Genomic DNA, 14,588 nt, shown 5'->3' on the forward strand with positions numbered 1-14,588 from the left:
CACTCGTGCATATTTTTCCATCCCAAGGAGATACTGAACTTTGTACAACAGCTCCTGTAGGGAGGGAAAAAAGTGTCCAGAAATAAAGTGGAAATCTGCGGAGTCGACACCTCCAAACTGCCTGTTCTGAAAAACGAAGAGATGAGAAAATTGTTCAGACAGCTGCAAGATGAAGGTGACGATACAGCAAGAGAAAAGCTAGTCAATGGCAATTTGCGGTTGGTTTTAAGTGTGATTCAGCGTTTTAACAACAGAGGCGAGTATGTGGATGATCTCTTCCAAGTAGGCTGTATCGGATTAATGAAATCAATTGATAATTTTGATTTAAGCCACAATGTCAGATTTTCAACTTATGCGGTCCCTATGATCATAGGAGAAATCCGTCGATACTTGCGTGATAACAACCCGATTCGGGTGTCTCGTTCACTAAGAGATATTGCCTATAAAGCGCTTCAGGTCCGTGAGAGGCTGATTAGTGAGACAAGCAAGGAGCCAACGGCAGAAGACATTGCCAAAGTGCTGGAAGTGCCTCATGAGGAAATTGTCTTTGCCCTAGATGCGATTCAAGATCCTGTTTCTTTGTTTGAACCGATTTATAATGACGGAGGAGATCCGATTTATGTGATGGATCAAATTAGTGATGATCGGAACAAAGACACACAATGGGTAGAGGAATTAGCCTTAAAAGAGGGAATGCGCCGATTGAATGATCGAGAAAAAATGATTCTCCGCAAACGTTTCTTCCAAGGAAAAACGCAAATGGAAGTCGCTGAAGAGATCGGGATTTCTCAAGCACAAGTCTCAAGACTTGAAAAAGCAGCCATCAAACAAATGAATAAAAATATCTTTTAAAGCCGCCGCTTCATGTGCGGCTTTTTTCATTCTTGTGAGAGAGCACGTCTCTAGTATTGACTCTGTTATTTTTTTCATTTAATCTGTTTTTAACAAATGTTATTTTAGATATCATTTGTTAGGGAACACTTAAGCGGAAAGAAGGGTTATTATGACATTCCATGATGAAAGAAGGCTGCTCATAAAGGTTGCGCATATGTATTATGAAGAAGGCGCCACTCAATCTAAAATAGCAGAAGCTGTTGGGGTTAGCCGTTCGCTCATATCGAAATATTTGGCAAAAGCACGTGAAGCAGGAATCGTGGAAATCATTATTCATGATGAAGTGAATCAACAATATGGATCATTAGAAAGAAAAATAGAGCGGAAATATGGGCTGCGAGAAGTCGTCTGTGTGGAAACGCTCAGCCAAGAAACAACCAAAAGCCGAATCGGCGCTGCAGCGGCAGGCTTTTTGTTAAAAGTAATAAAGGATGGACAAGTTATCGGTTTTTCCTCAGGAACCACTTTGCATGAAATGGCGAAAGCGCTTACGTCAGTTCAGCACTTTCCATCCGTGACATTTGTTCCGCTTGTCGGGGGTGTGGGAAACGAAGATGTTGATATCCACGCCAACTATATTATTGCAAGGTGCACAGAAGCACTCAAATCTAAATGTGAGTTTTTACATGTGCCTGTTATGCTTGATACGAAAGAAGCGAAGGACGTACTAATCCGGCAGCCATCAATCAAAAAAGTGATTAAACTAGGAGAATCATCAAATATTGCGGTTGTCGGAATTGGCGGGGTTCCGCAGCATTCAACGATGGTGAAATCTTATATGACAAGCGGTGAGGAGGATATTCTTCAAGCGAAGGATGTGGCGGGTGACATTTGCTATAACTTTATTGATCATCAAGGGGAAGTGTATCCCCACCCGTGGAACGACCGGGTAATGGGCATAAGCCCGCAAAAGCTGAAGGAAATCCCGCTAGTCATTGGTGTCGCTGGAGGCGAAGAGAAAATTGAAGCGATCAGGGCAGCATTAGAAGGTGGATTAATTCATGTATTAATTACGGATGAACGAACAGGAGATGCCTTGTTAAAGTAACTACCTAATCATATTAGGTAGTTTTTTTGAGTCTTTAGACTCAAAAAGATTGAAAATTTTATCGATTTTAGCTTGACACAAAGTTGACACATCATATAAACTAAGTTCATAACAAATGATAAATAAAATAACAAATGTTACAAGGAACAGATTTTTGTTAATTTTTATAACATTTGTTAAAAGTTTCAGATTATTTTTCTAGCAATCTACCCGAGAAGCAAGAAAACCTGAAAGGATGATTTTTATGTCAATCTATCAACAATTGTTAGCTCGAGAACGCAGTGGAGATCCAATCAAAGTAGGAATTATTGGGGCAGGCCAAATGGGCTTTGGACTCATTTCACAAATTTCTAAAATTCCTGGCATGATTGTAGCAGGTGTTTGTGATATTCACCTTAGTGCAGCAGAGAAGGCAGCGAATTTTTACAAGCAGCATGCGAAGCCGCATCAAATGGTCGTCACAAATGATTATAGAGAAGTGATTCAATCAGATTTTGTGGAAGTAGTTGTAGATGCAACAGGTGTTCCAGAAGTCGGAGCAAACATTTCTTTGGAAGCGCTTAATTCAAAAAAACATCTCGTTCTTTTAAATGTAGAAGTTGATATTACCATCGGTTTGGTGATGCATAAATTATTCACAAATGCAGGACTTGTTTACTCTGGATCAGCTGGTGACGAACCGGCAGCAACACTAGAATTATATGAATTTGCGAAAACAATGGGACTTGAGGTGCTCGTTGCTGGGAAAGGCAAGAACAACCCATTCTTCCCAGAAGCAAATCCAGATACGTGTAAAGCAGAAGCAGATAGTAAACATATGAGTGCACATATGCTCGCTGCCTTCCAAGACGGAACAAAAACAATGGCAGAAATGAACTTATTAAGTAACGCGACAGGGCTTTTGCCAGATAAAGTCGGTATGCACGGAGTCGAAGCAAATTTAGAGAATGTAGCAGATAAATTGAATCAAAAACAACAAGGCGGCGTGCTCGATAACTTCGGAGTCGTTGAATATGTAAATGGGCTAGCACCAGGCGTATTCGTTATCGTCAAGAGTGATCTTGAGCCAGTAGATGAAGAGCTTCGTTACTTAAAAGTTGGAAAAGGTCCTCACTACACGCTTTACCGTCCTTTTCACTTAGCGAGTCTTGAAACACCTGTTACCATCGCAAAAGCGGTCTTACAGCATGACTCATCGATCCACCCGATTGGTGTACCAGTGTCAGAAACAGTCGCTGTTGCGAAAAGAGATATTCAAGCAGGAGAATCACTTGACGGAATTGGCGGATACTCCGTAAGAGGTGTACTTGAAACGCATCAAGACATGAAATCGAACGGTCATATTCCAATTGGCTTAATCAGCGGAAAAGTCGTAGCGAAAAAAGACATCAAATTAGGACAGTTCCTCACTCATGATGATGTAGAGCTTGATTCAAACACAACGGTTTGGAAGCTGCGTTCATTACAAGATCACTTATTTCAATCATAAGGACGTGAAGCTATGGAAAAATTAGCAATCGTACTTTGTATCATTCTCATCGTGCAGTATGGATTATCTTTTATTCAGATCAAGTATTACCGCAAAAGCATGGACTCACTAATTGATGACTACAGAGGGAAACAGGGCTATCACTTATTTTCAGGAATGGAACGGCGCAAAGTTGGCCCTGGGGCCATTGCGCTCATCATTGTGGATGAATCGTATATCATTCAAAAATGTCATGTGCTTGGCGGCGTGTCGATCTTATCTAAATTTAAAGAAGTTCCTTCATATGAAGGCAAGCATGTAGGGGCTGTGCTAGACGAGCACCACATGATGAAGAAAACATTGAAAAAACGTAAAAAGGCGCCAGCTGTCATGCAAGCACTATCCATGGCGGCTGAGCAGGCACTTGTCTCGATTTCGAAAAAAAATTTAACAAATGTGAACTAAAGAAAGGGGAGATGAAACATGGAATGGATTCAATGGTTTGGAGAGCACTTTATCGGAATGTTTGAAGCCGGCGGAAAGCAATTCATGGGTCTTGTTACAGGTATCGTTCCAACGCTTGTTGTGTTACTTACTTTCACTTATGCTGTCATGAAATTTATTGGAGAAGAGCGAGTGAATAGAGCCATTCAATTTGCAGCGAAGTATACCATTTTGCGCTACACGTTAATGCCGATCTTATCCGTTCTTATTTTGACAAACCCAATGGCTTATACGTTTGGCCGCTTCTTACCTGAAAAACAAAAACCAGCATTCTATGATTCAGCTGTTTCATTTGTTCATCCGGTGACATCACTGTTCCCGTATGCCAACGCAGGAGAACTATTTGTCTACTTAGGAATTGCGAACGGGATTAAAGAAGCTGGATATTCAATGTCAGAGCTTGCTGTTCGTTACTTCTTAGTCGGGATCGTCGTCATTTTACTACGCGGAATCATTACTGAATGGATTACAAAATATTTAGCAGGAAAAATGAAAGCGAATTCACAATAGGGGAGGGTTAGACATGACAAACCACAAAGTATTTGTTGCAAAAGGTGCTGGCGGATGGGGAGAAGGCTTAGAGCTTGAACCAACTGGTAAAAGAAGAAAGGTTGTTTCCATTACAGGGGGAGGCATTCACCCAGTTGCACGTAAAATTGCAGAAATGACAGGGACAGAAGCATGTGACGGCTTTAAAAACTCCATACCAGAAGATGAAATGATGTGTGTTGTCATTGACTGCGGGGGAACAGCGCGAATCGGACTTTATCCAATGAAACGCATTCCTACTGTAGACGTTTTGGCATCCTCTCCTTCTGGACCGCTTGCTAAACATATTACAGAAGATATCTTCGTATCAGGCGTAACAGAAAAAGATATTTCCTATGCAGAAGCATCTGATGGTGAGGCAAAAGCAGAAGGTCAGGAAAACAGTGAGTCGATTGACAAAGAGAATTTCAAAGAGACGTATGCAAAGCTGAAAGAGGAAAATATCGAGCGGCAGGAAAAAGGCAATTTTCTGATGAGATTCTCGCGTGGAATTGGGAAAGTCACCGGTACGTTCTACCAGGCTGGCCGTGATTCTGTTGATATGCTTTTGAAAAACATTATTCCATTCATGGCATTTGTCAGTATGTTAATTGGAATTATCAATTATACAAAAATTGGTGACCTGATTGCCCATTTTCTATCACCTTTGGCAGGATCTCTTTGGGGGCTCTTACTGCTCGTAGTGGTCTGTACATTGCCGTTCCTATCACCAGTCTTAGGACCTGGAGCAGTCATTGCCCAAGTTATCGGCGTTCTGATTGGTAGTCAAATCGCACTAGGAAACATTCCGCCTCAATTTGCACTTCCTGCACTATTTGCCATCAACGGTCAAGTAGGGTGTGATTTTATTCCAGTGGGGCTGTCACTTGGTGAAGCGAAGCCGGAAACGGTACAATATGGGGTACCGGCTGTTTTGTATAGCCGTCTCATTACAGGGGTTCTATCTGTTGTGATCGCATACGTTGCTAGCTTCGGTATGTATTAAACGTATTAAAGGAGGAATCGAGATACATGGTAACACAATCTGTCGTAAAAGAAATTGGGATCTTAGTCCCGCAATTTAAAGAAGATAAGCTGATTGTATTATTTGGACCCGCAGCGCCGCAGGAATTAAGAGATATGTCTGTCATTCATGAGTTCGAACATCTAGAAGAAGAGCCGCTGAAGCTGGGCGGAACCATTCAAGTGGGCGATCAAACGTACACGATCACAGCACTCGGCAATAAAGCAAATGACAACTTTAAAGAGCTCGGCCATATTTCGATCTACTTCCAAGAGCCGTTTGATGATGTATTACCAGGAGCTGTATTTGCATCCCCGCACACGTTTCCTGATATAAAAGAAGGCGTACGAATTGAAATTTCGTAACCATAAAAAAAGCTGTTCCTAAAAAGGAGCAGCTTTTTTACATGAGGTTTACCAGAAAGAGCATTTGCGATATGCTGTAAACATTCATTATTTGTATATTCAGAATTTTTACTCAGGAGGAAGTTATCGTGTCACTTGAATTGAAGAATGTTTCATTAAAACGAAATGGGAAATGGCTGCTTGAGTCTATTGACTGGCAGGTGAACAAGCAGGAACACTGGGTACTTTACGGTTTAAATGGTGCGGGGAAAACCGCATTATTAAATATGCTCTGCTCTTATTATTTCCCCACGTCAGGCGAGATGACAGTGCTGGGACATGTCTTTGGCAAGGAGGCTCTTGGTGAAAAGCTCAGGAGGAAAATTGGACTCATCTCAGCAGGACTTGAAAAGAAATTGCACAGAGACGACAATGCTTTTGAAATTGTGCTGAGCGGCGCATTTGCTTCTATCGGGCTTTATGAAACCCCGACAGATGAAATGAGAGAGAAAGCCATTGATCTATTAAAAGCATTTGGTTCATTCAAATATGCCAACAGAACTTATGAAACACTCTCACAGGGAGAGAAGCAAAAAGTCTTGATTGCGAGAGCTTTAATGAATGATCCGCAGCTCTTGATTTTAGATGAACCTGTGACGGGTCTTGATTTTCTAGCAAGAGAGCAAGTGCTGGAGACCATCTCAATGATTGCAGCAAAGCCTGATGCGCCTACTTTGCTCTATACGACCCATCATGCAGAGGAGATTCTGCCTGTTTTTCAGCATACCTTATTATTAAAAAATGGATCTGTTTTTGATCAAGGAGAAACAAAAGAGATGATGACAAGCGGCCTGCTTTCTTCTTTTTTTGAATGTCCGGTAGATGTCATGTGGAGAAATGGCCGTCCGCATTTAAGTAAATTGTAGATAAAAGAAACTATTGGTCTGCGTCCCTGCTTTTCCATCATACATATTATAGTAGAAAACGAAAGGCGGGGAAGGACAGATGATCAGCATTTCTGAATTCCAAATCAAGGATGTCGTCGATGTATCCAGCGGGAAAAAACTAGGTACCATTGGGGACATTGATATTAATGTCACAAGCGGCAAAATCCAAGCGATTATTATTGGCGGCACAGGTAAAATGATGGGATTTTTCGGAAAAGAAGAGGAAATGATTGTCCCATGGCGAAATATAGTAAAAATTGGCGAAGATGTGATACTTGTCCGCTTGTCTTCTTAATTCGTATAACTCCTCAATGAATCATTCAATTTTTCCTTAAAATAAACTCTTCATTCTTAGCAAACAATGTCTTTTTCGGGTAAAAAGATTACGTTTTCATATCAATTTGAAAAAAAACCTGCAGAAAGGGCACATTTGAGTGTAATATTTAATGAATCCCACTAACTGTCTATGTATGTCTTGTGGTAAAATAGGAGCGAAATAAAGAGAGATGAATGAAAGGTGGGAGGCAGCTTTGACACACAAATATGACCCCTTTCAGCAGAAATCACCATATGCAATGACCATTCATGATTGGACGAACATGACATGTTCTGGTAAAGAGGTATTGGCCGGATTTACAACAAAAAATGGCGGCTTCAGCCTTACTCCATATCAATCATTGAACACTGGACTCCATGTAGGAGACGATGCTTCTAGTGTTCAAATGAATCGTCAAGTCATAGCAGATGCTGCTGCTGTGCCGCTCTCTGATTGGGTGTTTGCAGACCAAACACACGAGGATCGCATCCTGAAAGTCACCAAGGAGCAAAGAGGAAGAGGAAGTCTTCATTATGATGAGGCACTGCCAGGTACAGACGGTTTATATACGTCTGAGACGAACATGATGCTCGCTCTTTGTTTCGCTGATTGTGTTCCGCTTTATTTTCTAGCTCCGCAAAACGGATTAATTGGAACGGCTCATGCCGGCTGGAAAGGAACCGTCAAGCAAATTGGTGCAAAGATGGTTGATGTATGGGTCAGCCAAGAAGGTGCCAAGGTCGATCAGATTCAAGTCGTCATTGGACCATCCATTGGCAGATGCTGCTACATAGTCGATGACGTCGTCATGGATCAAGTGAAACAGCTTCCTTTTTCAACAGAGGATGTGTATTCCGAGATTTCACAAGGACAATATAAAATTGATTTGAAAACACTAAACAAAAACGTATTGCTTCATGCAGGAATAAAAGAAGAAAACATACATGTCAGTTCGATGTGCACAAGCTGCAATGATCAGCTTTTCTTCTCACACCGGCGTGATCAAGGGAAAACAGGACGTATGATGTCTTTTGTCGGGTTTAAGGAGGCATAAGTGCAATTGAATGTACGAGAGAATCTCAGACAAATAAATGAACAAATAAACGAAGCATGTAAAAGAGCCGGTAGACAACCAGCAGATGTATCAGTCGTCGCTGTGACAAAATATGTCTCGATTGAACGAGCACTAGAAGCCAAGGAAGCAGGGATTGTGCACTTTGGTGAAAATCGAGACCAAGGGTTACTTGAAAAGCAGGCGGCCATAACCGATGAAAACATTAACTGGCACTTTATCGGCAGTTTACAAACACGAAAAGTGAAATCAGTCATTCAGACAATTGACTACTTACATTCGCTCGACAGAATGTCTCTTGCGAATGAAATTGAAAAAAGAGCGGATCACACAGTTCGCTGTTTTGTACAAGTGAACACATCACTTGAGGAGTCAAAACACGGCTTGAAAAGTGAAGACGTCATTCCATTTGTGAAACAGCTCGCTGATTTCAAACAGATTGAAATTGCAGGACTGATGACGATGGCTCCATTTACAGAGGATCACACTGTGATTCGCAACTGTTTTAAAGCATTAAAAAACCTTCAAGAAGAAGTAAAACATCTTAACCAAGTAAATGCACCTTGTCAGCATTTATCGATGGGCATGTCAAATGATTTTGAAATCGCAATTGAAGAAGGTGCGACATTCGTTCGGATTGGCTCTTCACTTGTTGGAAATGAAACAGGAGGTGCGTGACATGAGCATAAAAAATAAGTTTAAAAGCTTTTTCACTCTCGACGATGAAGAGTATGAGTACGAATATATTGATGAAGAAAGAGAACCCGTTCAAGAAGAAAAAGGAACGAAGGACAAAGCAGCATTTCAAGAGCGCCCGCAGACAGGAAAACAAAATGTTGTCAGCTTGCAAAGCGTGCAGAAATCCTCTAAAGTGGTGTTAAGTGAGCCGCGTGTTTATGCAGAAGCGCAGGAGATTGCAGACCATATTAAAAACAGACGTGCAGTCGTCGTGAATTTGCAGCGCATACAGCATGATCAAGCAAAGCGAATCATTGACTTCTTAAGCGGAACCGTTTATGCAATTGGTGGAGACATCCAGCGTATTGGCTCGAATATATTCCTCTGCACACCTGATAATGTAGATGTATCTGGCACAATATCAGAGCTATTGACAGAGGAAGAACCTCAGAGGTGGTAAATCATAGTGATTCTAAATTTCATTTTTAATATTTTAGGAACGGTATTAACGATTTACTCATTCGCGATTATTATTTACATCTTTATGTCATGGGTGCCATCTGCAAGAGAAACTGTGTTTGGCCGTTTTCTGACAAATATTTGCGAACCGTATTTAGAACCATTTCGTAAAATTATTCCGCCAATCGGTATGATTGACATCTCGCCGATTGTGGCATTGCTTGTGATTCGCTTTGCTTCAGAATATGGATTGAGAGGTCTTTATCAAATGATTGCAGGAATCATGTAAACAGGCTGCCGGGCTTGGCACTGCCAGGCTCTTTTACATAAGAGGGGAACAAAATGAGCGATATCTATCAGCATTTTAGAAAAGACGAACAGCCATTTGTCGACCAAGTGTTAGGCTGGAAAAAAATCGCACTCGACCAATATCGAATGAAATTAACAGACTTCCTTGATCCGCGTGAGCAATTTATTACCGAGTCCGTCATCCAGCATGCTGAAGAACTTGGGATCATGTTTTTTGGCGGGTATGAGGGAGCGGAGCGCAAAAGAGCTCTCATTTATCCTGATTATTTAGAACCTTCTATTGAAGATGTTGAGCTGTCATATTTTCAGGTGAACTATGCGAAAAAGTTTATTTCCTTAGAACACCCGAAGCTTCTCGGCTCATTGATTGGGACAGGCTTGAAGCGTCAAAAATTCGGAGATCTATTATTTTCAGAGGAAGATGTGCAGTTTATTTGTACAAGTGATGTCGCTGATTTTGTGCGGGCGCAGCTGACACATGTCGGCAGAGCATCCGTTTCATTAGAGGAAATCACGCAGGCAGAAATAAAGCCAGTGATGACGAAGACTGATATCAAAGAAGATACCATTTCTTCACTTCGGCTTGATGCTGTATGTGCTGCTGTCAGCCGTCAGTCTCGGCAAAAAGCACAGCTTTTAGTCAAAAATGGACTTGTCAAAGTCAATTGGAAAGTCACTGAGGACCCTTCCTTTACAATCGGTGAAGGCGATCAGCTCTCTGTAAGGGGATTTGGCCGCTTTAGCCTCAAAACGATTGATGGGAAGACCAAAAAAGATAAATTCAAAGTAACATTTGAGCTTATGACATAACGAACTTGAATCTGGAGGTGGCGAGGTTGCCATTAACACCTAATGATATTCATAATAAAACGTTCACAAAAAGCTTTCGCGGCTATGACGAAGACGAAGTAAACGAGTTTTTAAGCCAAGTACGTAAAGACTACGAGATCGTACTCCGTAAAAAGAACGAGCTTGAAGACAAAGTAAACGAGCTTGACGAAAGACTAGGTCATTTTGCAACAATTGAAGAAACATTAAACAAATCGATTCTTGTGGCGCAGGAAGCAGCAGAAGACGTTAAGCGTCATTCTGATAAAGAAGCAAAATTGATTATTCGTGAAGCAGAGAAAAATGCAGACCGTATTATCAACGAAGCGCTGTCAAAATCAAGAAAGATTGCAATGGAAATCGAAGAACTGAAGAAACAATCGAAGGTCTTTAGAACTCGTTTCCAAATGCTCATCGAAGCTCAGCTTGATCTTCTGAAAAATGACGATTGGGATCATTTACTGGAATATGAAGTGGACGCTGTCTTTGACGAAAAAGAATAAGCGCATCATCTTGACATGACGTGCTCATGTTGCATATAATACCATCATAAATTAACAAGAGATAAACGTTTGAAAGGGACACTCGCAGCTGTTACATGCGTAATTAAGCGAATCAGGGATGGTGGAAGCCTGACATTACGAGACGCTGCAATGAGATCACCCCTATAGTTCCTTTTCTGAAAAAAACAGTAAGAAAAGGCGTCTGATCACGTTACGATTTTAGAGTGGATAAGCGGCTGCTTAAATAGCGCTTGTCTAAAAGGGTGGTACCGCGAGACAAGCCTTCTCGTCCCTTATGGGATGAGAGGGCTTTTTTTATTGTTTTTTAATCAGAATTTGCATGTGGAGGAATGGGTATGAACTACAAAGACACCTTATTAATGCCGAAAACAGAATTCCCAATGAGAGGGAACTTGCCGAACAAAGAGCCTGAAATCCAAGAGGAGTGGGCAGAGAAAGACATCTATCAAATGGTTTTAGAGCGGACAAAAGGACGCCCAACGTTTATTTTGCATGATGGGCCTCCATATGCGAATGGTGACATTCATATGGGGCATGCACTCAATAAAATCCTAAAAGATTTTATCGTCCGTTTTAAATCAATGAACGGGTACCATGCTCCGTACGTACCAGGCTGGGATACACACGGGCTGCCAATTGAAACAGCTCTTACTAAAAATAAAAAAGTAAAACGCAAAGAAATGTCTACAGCAGAATTCCGCAAACTATGCGAGGAGTATGCTTGGAAGCAAATTGAAGGTCAGCGCAGCCAGTTTAAACGCTTAGGCGTCAGAGCAGACTGGGACAATCCATATGTCACATTAAAGCCTGAATATGAAGCGCAGCAAATTCTTGTCTTTGGTGAAATGGCGAAGAGAGGCTATATCTATAAAGGATTAAAGCCAGTTAACTGGTCTCCTTCAAGTGAATCAGCTCTTGCTGAAGCGGAAATTGAATATAAAGACAAACGTTCACCATCGATTTACGTTTCGTTTAAAGTAAAAGATGGCAAAGGCGTTCTTGAAAACGGCGAACAATTCATTATCTGGACAACAACACCTTGGACGCTTCCGGCAAACCTTGGCATTTGTGTTCATCCAAACTTAGAGTACAGTGTTCTTCAAGTGGGTGCTGAGCGATATGTCGTAGCATCTGAACTGGTTGAACAAGTGGCAAAAACACTCGGCTTTGAAGAGTATGAAGTCGTGAAAACGCTAAAAGGAAAAGAATTAGACAACATCGTTGCAGAGCATCCAATCTATGGTAGAGATTCTCTTGTGATGCTTGGTGATCACGTGACAACGGATGCGGGAACAGGCTGTGTTCACACTGCACCAGGCCACGGGGAAGATGACTTTATTGTCGGTACGAAATACGGTCTTGATGTGCTCTGTCCAGTAGATGAAAAAGGTGTGATGACAGATGAGGCACCTGGTTTTGAAGGACTATTCTACGAGGATGCCAATAAAGCCATCACAGAACAGCTTGAAGCAAAAGGCGCGCTGAAGAAGCTCGACTTTATCACGCACTCCTATCCGCATGACTGGAGAACGAAAAAACCAACGATTTATCGTGCGACAGCTCAGTGGTTTGCATCCATTAAAGATTTTAGAGAAGCGTTATTAGACAATATTAAAGAAACGAAATGGGTTCCAGCATGGGGTGAAACACGCCTGTTCAATATGGTGCGTGACAGAGGTGACTGGTGCATTTCAAGACAGCGTGTATGGGGCGTTCCAATTCCGGTGTTTTATGCAGAAAATGGTGAGCCGATCATCACAGACGAAACCATCCAGCATGTATCTCAATTATTTAGAGAGCATGGCTCGAATATTTGGTTTGAAAAAGAAGCGAATGAGCTATTGCCAGAAGGCTTTACACATCCAGGCAGCCCGAATGGTGAATTCACTAAAGAGCAGGACATCATGGATGTATGGTTTGATTCCGGTTCTTCTCACCAAGCCGTTTTAGAAGAAAGAGATGACCTAGTCCGTCCGGCAGATCTTTACCTTGAAGGCTCTGACCAATATCGCGGCTGGTTTAACTCCTCTTTATCAACAGCTGTTGCTGTCACTGGAAAAGCACCGTATAAAGGTGTCCTAAGCCACGGCTTTACGCTTGATAAAGAAGGACGTAAGATGAGTAAATCATTAGGCAACACGATTGACCCAACGAAGGTTGCGAAGCAGCTCGGTGCAGAAATTCTTAGACTTTGGGTATCTTCTGTCAACTATCAAGCCGATCATCCAGTGTCTGATGATATTTTGAAACAAGTAGCAGAAGTCTATCGTAAAATCCGTAACACCTTCCGCTTCCTGCATGGAAACCTATTTGACTTTGATCCAGCAGTAAATGCCGTGCCGGTAGAAGAGCTTCGCGAAGTGGATCAATACATCTTGATCAAATTAAACAAATTGATTGATAAAGTGAAAAAAGCTTATGATGATTACGAATTTGCGGTCGTCTATCATGCGATTCACAATTTCTGTACAATTGAGCTCAGCTCTTTCTATCTCGATTTTGCAAAGGATGTCGTCTACATTGAGCATGCGGATCACCCAGACCGCCGCAGCATGCAGACTGTCTTCTACGAAACATTAATGGCATTAGTGAAGCTGACTGCACCAATTCTTCCGCATACAGCAGATGAATTATGGAGCCACTTAAGCTTTGTTGAAGAGCCAAGTGTTCAGTTAACAGATATGCCAGAAGGTGTGGCAGTTCCTCAAGCTGAAGCGACAGAAGCGAAGTTTGACCGCTTTATGGAGGTACGTGACGATGTGCTAAAAGCGCTGGAGATTGCGCGTAATGAGAAAGTCATCGGTCGTTCACTTGAAGCAAGTGTGACGCTTTATGCGACAGACGAAGTGAAAAACCTTCTTGCATCCATTAAAGAAGATGTGAAGCAGCTCTTTATCATCTCTGAATTAACGGTCGAGGATAAGCAGCATGCAGATACATCGGCGCCTGAATATACATCAGGAAGAATTGTGGTTCAAAAAGCAGAAGGAGAACTGTGCGAACGTTCCCGCATTATTTCAAAAGATGTTGGTGCAAATCCGAAATACCCAACATTGTCGCTGAAAAATGCTGAAATCGTGGAGAAATATTACCAAAATTAACAGTGCGATATCACAAGCTGGCGCCCCGTCATATGCGGGGCGTTTTCTTTTTTGAGAAAATGACAGCGTTTAGAACGAAAGGAAAAATCTTATGGCTTTAAAGTAACCAGGCAGGGCAACAATATGATTATCACGACAGGGCAGGAGTTGAAATAGCGACATGAATGGCGATCTAGAGACGATTTACACGGAACTCCTTCAAATCAAAGAAGAGCTGCAATCTAAACTGTTTGAATACGCATCATTTCGTTCACCCGCTGAGCATGTCTCGTTGAATGACGTTAAAACGACCACACTTCTTTATCACATCAAAGAAGAGCTGCAAGATGTGTCTCTCGCTATTGCAAAGATCGAACAAGGGACCTATGGCATATGTGAGGCGACAGGTAATATGATTCCGCTTGAACAAATGAGCATTCTTCCTACCGCCCGCACGGCTGACGACTTTTTATATCATAAGCAATACGAGAAAAAAGCATTCACTCCTTATCCTTCCGAATCAAATGATTCTCATTTTGAAGCCTTCCACATGTAGGGAGGTTTT

At 41.8% G+C, this 14,588-nt stretch carries 17 protein-coding genes and 1 other annotated feature; all 17 genes read left to right on the forward strand.

Annotated features, from left to right (window positions below; translation table 11 throughout):
- Positions 1–72: 72 nt before the first annotated feature.
- The 17 genes from sigG to ACN6NB_RS07285 all read left to right on the forward strand — a co-directional run bounded on the left by sigG (position 73) and on the right by ACN6NB_RS07285 (position 14,579).
- Positions 73–852 carry an RNA polymerase sporulation sigma factor SigG gene (gene sigG / locus ACN6NB_RS07205; protein WP_024424250.1) on the forward strand — a complete coding sequence of 260 codons (780 nt, stop codon included), beginning with the start codon at positions 73–75 and terminating at the stop codon, positions 850–852.
- Positions 853–1,003: 151 nt separating this feature from the next.
- A complete protein-coding gene (locus ACN6NB_RS07210; RefSeq protein ID WP_039178363.1) occupies positions 1,004–1,942 on the forward strand; it encodes a sugar-binding transcriptional regulator in 939 nt (312 codons plus the stop codon).
- 244 nt (positions 1,943–2,186) lie between these two features.
- A complete protein-coding gene (locus ACN6NB_RS07215) occupies positions 2,187–3,431 on the forward strand; it encodes an NAD(P)H-dependent oxidoreductase (protein ID WP_039178366.1) in 1,245 nt (414 codons plus the stop codon).
- Positions 3,432–3,443: 12 nt separating this feature from the next.
- Complete coding sequence (locus tag ACN6NB_RS07220) at positions 3,444–3,875, forward strand: transcriptional regulator GutM (protein WP_144491181.1); 432 nt, start codon at positions 3,444–3,446, stop codon at positions 3,873–3,875.
- Positions 3,876–3,893: 18 nt separating this feature from the next.
- Positions 3,894–4,424 carry a PTS glucitol/sorbitol transporter subunit IIC gene (gene srlA, locus ACN6NB_RS07225; RefSeq protein ID WP_003210918.1) on the forward strand — a complete coding sequence of 177 codons (531 nt, stop codon included), beginning with the start codon at positions 3,894–3,896 and terminating at the stop codon, positions 4,422–4,424.
- Between the two features lie 13 nt (positions 4,425–4,437).
- Positions 4,438–5,448, forward strand: coding sequence for a PTS glucitol/sorbitol transporter subunit IIB (srlE, locus tag ACN6NB_RS07230; RefSeq protein WP_024426936.1), 1,011 nt, complete (start codon positions 4,438–4,440; stop codon positions 5,446–5,448).
- Between the two features lie 26 nt (positions 5,449–5,474).
- Positions 5,475–5,831 carry a PTS glucitol/sorbitol transporter subunit IIA gene (locus tag ACN6NB_RS07235; protein WP_007499733.1) on the forward strand — a complete coding sequence of 119 codons (357 nt, stop codon included), beginning with the start codon at positions 5,475–5,477 and terminating at the stop codon, positions 5,829–5,831.
- A 128-nt stretch (positions 5,832–5,959) separates the two neighbouring features.
- Complete coding sequence (locus tag ACN6NB_RS07240) at positions 5,960–6,736, forward strand: ABC transporter ATP-binding protein (RefSeq protein WP_144491182.1); 777 nt, start codon at positions 5,960–5,962, stop codon at positions 6,734–6,736.
- Between the two features lie 79 nt (positions 6,737–6,815).
- The gene (locus ACN6NB_RS07245) at positions 6,816–7,052 is read left to right on the forward strand and encodes a YlmC/YmxH family sporulation protein (protein ID WP_008344958.1); all 237 of its coding nucleotides are present in this window, start codon (positions 6,816–6,818) and stop codon (positions 7,050–7,052) included.
- A gap of 211 nt (positions 7,053–7,263) precedes the next feature.
- The gene (gene pgeF / locus ACN6NB_RS07250; RefSeq protein WP_126681782.1) at positions 7,264–8,127 is read left to right on the forward strand and encodes a peptidoglycan editing factor PgeF; all 864 of its coding nucleotides are present in this window, start codon (positions 7,264–7,266) and stop codon (positions 8,125–8,127) included.
- Positions 8,128–8,133: 6 nt separating this feature from the next.
- The gene (locus ACN6NB_RS07255) at positions 8,134–8,823 is read left to right on the forward strand and encodes a YggS family pyridoxal phosphate-dependent enzyme (protein WP_039183105.1); all 690 of its coding nucleotides are present in this window, start codon (positions 8,134–8,136) and stop codon (positions 8,821–8,823) included.
- 1 nt (position 8,824) lies between these two features.
- The gene (gene sepF, locus ACN6NB_RS07260) at positions 8,825–9,283 is read left to right on the forward strand and encodes a cell division protein SepF (RefSeq protein ID WP_003212271.1); all 459 of its coding nucleotides are present in this window, start codon (positions 8,825–8,827) and stop codon (positions 9,281–9,283) included.
- A gap of 6 nt (positions 9,284–9,289) precedes the next feature.
- A complete protein-coding gene (locus ACN6NB_RS07265; protein ID WP_041084921.1) occupies positions 9,290–9,571 on the forward strand; it encodes a YggT family protein in 282 nt (93 codons plus the stop codon).
- Positions 9,572–9,624: 53 nt separating this feature from the next.
- Positions 9,625–10,401, forward strand: a complete 777-nt coding sequence (locus ACN6NB_RS07270) for a YlmH family RNA-binding protein (protein ID WP_039178378.1) — start codon at positions 9,625–9,627, stop codon at positions 10,399–10,401.
- Positions 10,402–10,427: 26 nt separating this feature from the next.
- Complete coding sequence (locus ACN6NB_RS07275; protein ID WP_008344947.1) at positions 10,428–10,922, forward strand: DivIVA domain-containing protein; 495 nt, start codon at positions 10,428–10,430, stop codon at positions 10,920–10,922.
- Between the two features lie 59 nt (positions 10,923–10,981).
- Positions 10,982–11,219: a binding site (T-box leader), on the forward strand.
- Positions 11,220–11,278: 59 nt separating this feature from the next.
- Entirely contained in the window at positions 11,279–14,044 is a 2,766-nt protein-coding gene (gene ileS, locus ACN6NB_RS07280) for an isoleucine--tRNA ligase (protein ID WP_058837738.1), read from the forward strand.
- Positions 14,045–14,204: 160 nt separating this feature from the next.
- Entirely contained in the window at positions 14,205–14,579 is a 375-nt protein-coding gene (locus tag ACN6NB_RS07285; RefSeq protein WP_039178384.1) for a TraR/DksA family transcriptional regulator, read from the forward strand.
- The last annotated feature ends 9 nt before the right edge of the window (positions 14,580–14,588 follow it).

The organism is Bacillus sp. 11B20 (genome assembly GCF_056098985.1).

What these genes read in the sequence shown, in the direction of transcription:
- ACN6NB_RS07210 (WP_039178363.1), top strand. Translation starts at nt 1,004, where the DNA reads ATGACATTCCATGATGAAAGAAGGCTGCTCATAAAGGTTGCGCATATG.
- ACN6NB_RS07215 (WP_039178366.1), top strand. Translation starts at nt 2,187, where the DNA reads ATGTCAATCTATCAACAATTGTTAGCTCGAGAACGCAGTGGAGATCCA.
- ACN6NB_RS07220 (WP_144491181.1), top strand. Translation starts at nt 3,444, where the DNA reads ATGGAAAAATTAGCAATCGTACTTTGTATCATTCTCATCGTGCAGTAT.
- srlA (WP_003210918.1), top strand. Translation starts at nt 3,894, where the DNA reads ATGGAATGGATTCAATGGTTTGGAGAGCACTTTATCGGAATGTTTGAA.
- srlE (WP_024426936.1), top strand. Translation starts at nt 4,438, where the DNA reads ATGACAAACCACAAAGTATTTGTTGCAAAAGGTGCTGGCGGATGGGGA.
- ACN6NB_RS07235 (WP_007499733.1), top strand. Translation starts at nt 5,475, where the DNA reads ATGGTAACACAATCTGTCGTAAAAGAAATTGGGATCTTAGTCCCGCAA.
- ACN6NB_RS07245 (WP_008344958.1), top strand. Translation starts at nt 6,816, where the DNA reads ATGATCAGCATTTCTGAATTCCAAATCAAGGATGTCGTCGATGTATCC.
- pgeF (WP_126681782.1), top strand. Translation starts at nt 7,264, where the DNA reads ATGAATGAAAGGTGGGAGGCAGCTTTGACACACAAATATGACCCCTTT.
- sepF (WP_003212271.1), top strand. Translation starts at nt 8,825, where the DNA reads ATGAGCATAAAAAATAAGTTTAAAAGCTTTTTCACTCTCGACGATGAA.
- ACN6NB_RS07270 (WP_039178378.1), top strand. Translation starts at nt 9,625, where the DNA reads ATGAGCGATATCTATCAGCATTTTAGAAAAGACGAACAGCCATTTGTC.
- ileS (WP_058837738.1), top strand. Translation starts at nt 11,279, where the DNA reads ATGAACTACAAAGACACCTTATTAATGCCGAAAACAGAATTCCCAATG.
- ACN6NB_RS07285 (WP_039178384.1), top strand. Translation starts at nt 14,205, where the DNA reads ATGAATGGCGATCTAGAGACGATTTACACGGAACTCCTTCAAATCAAA.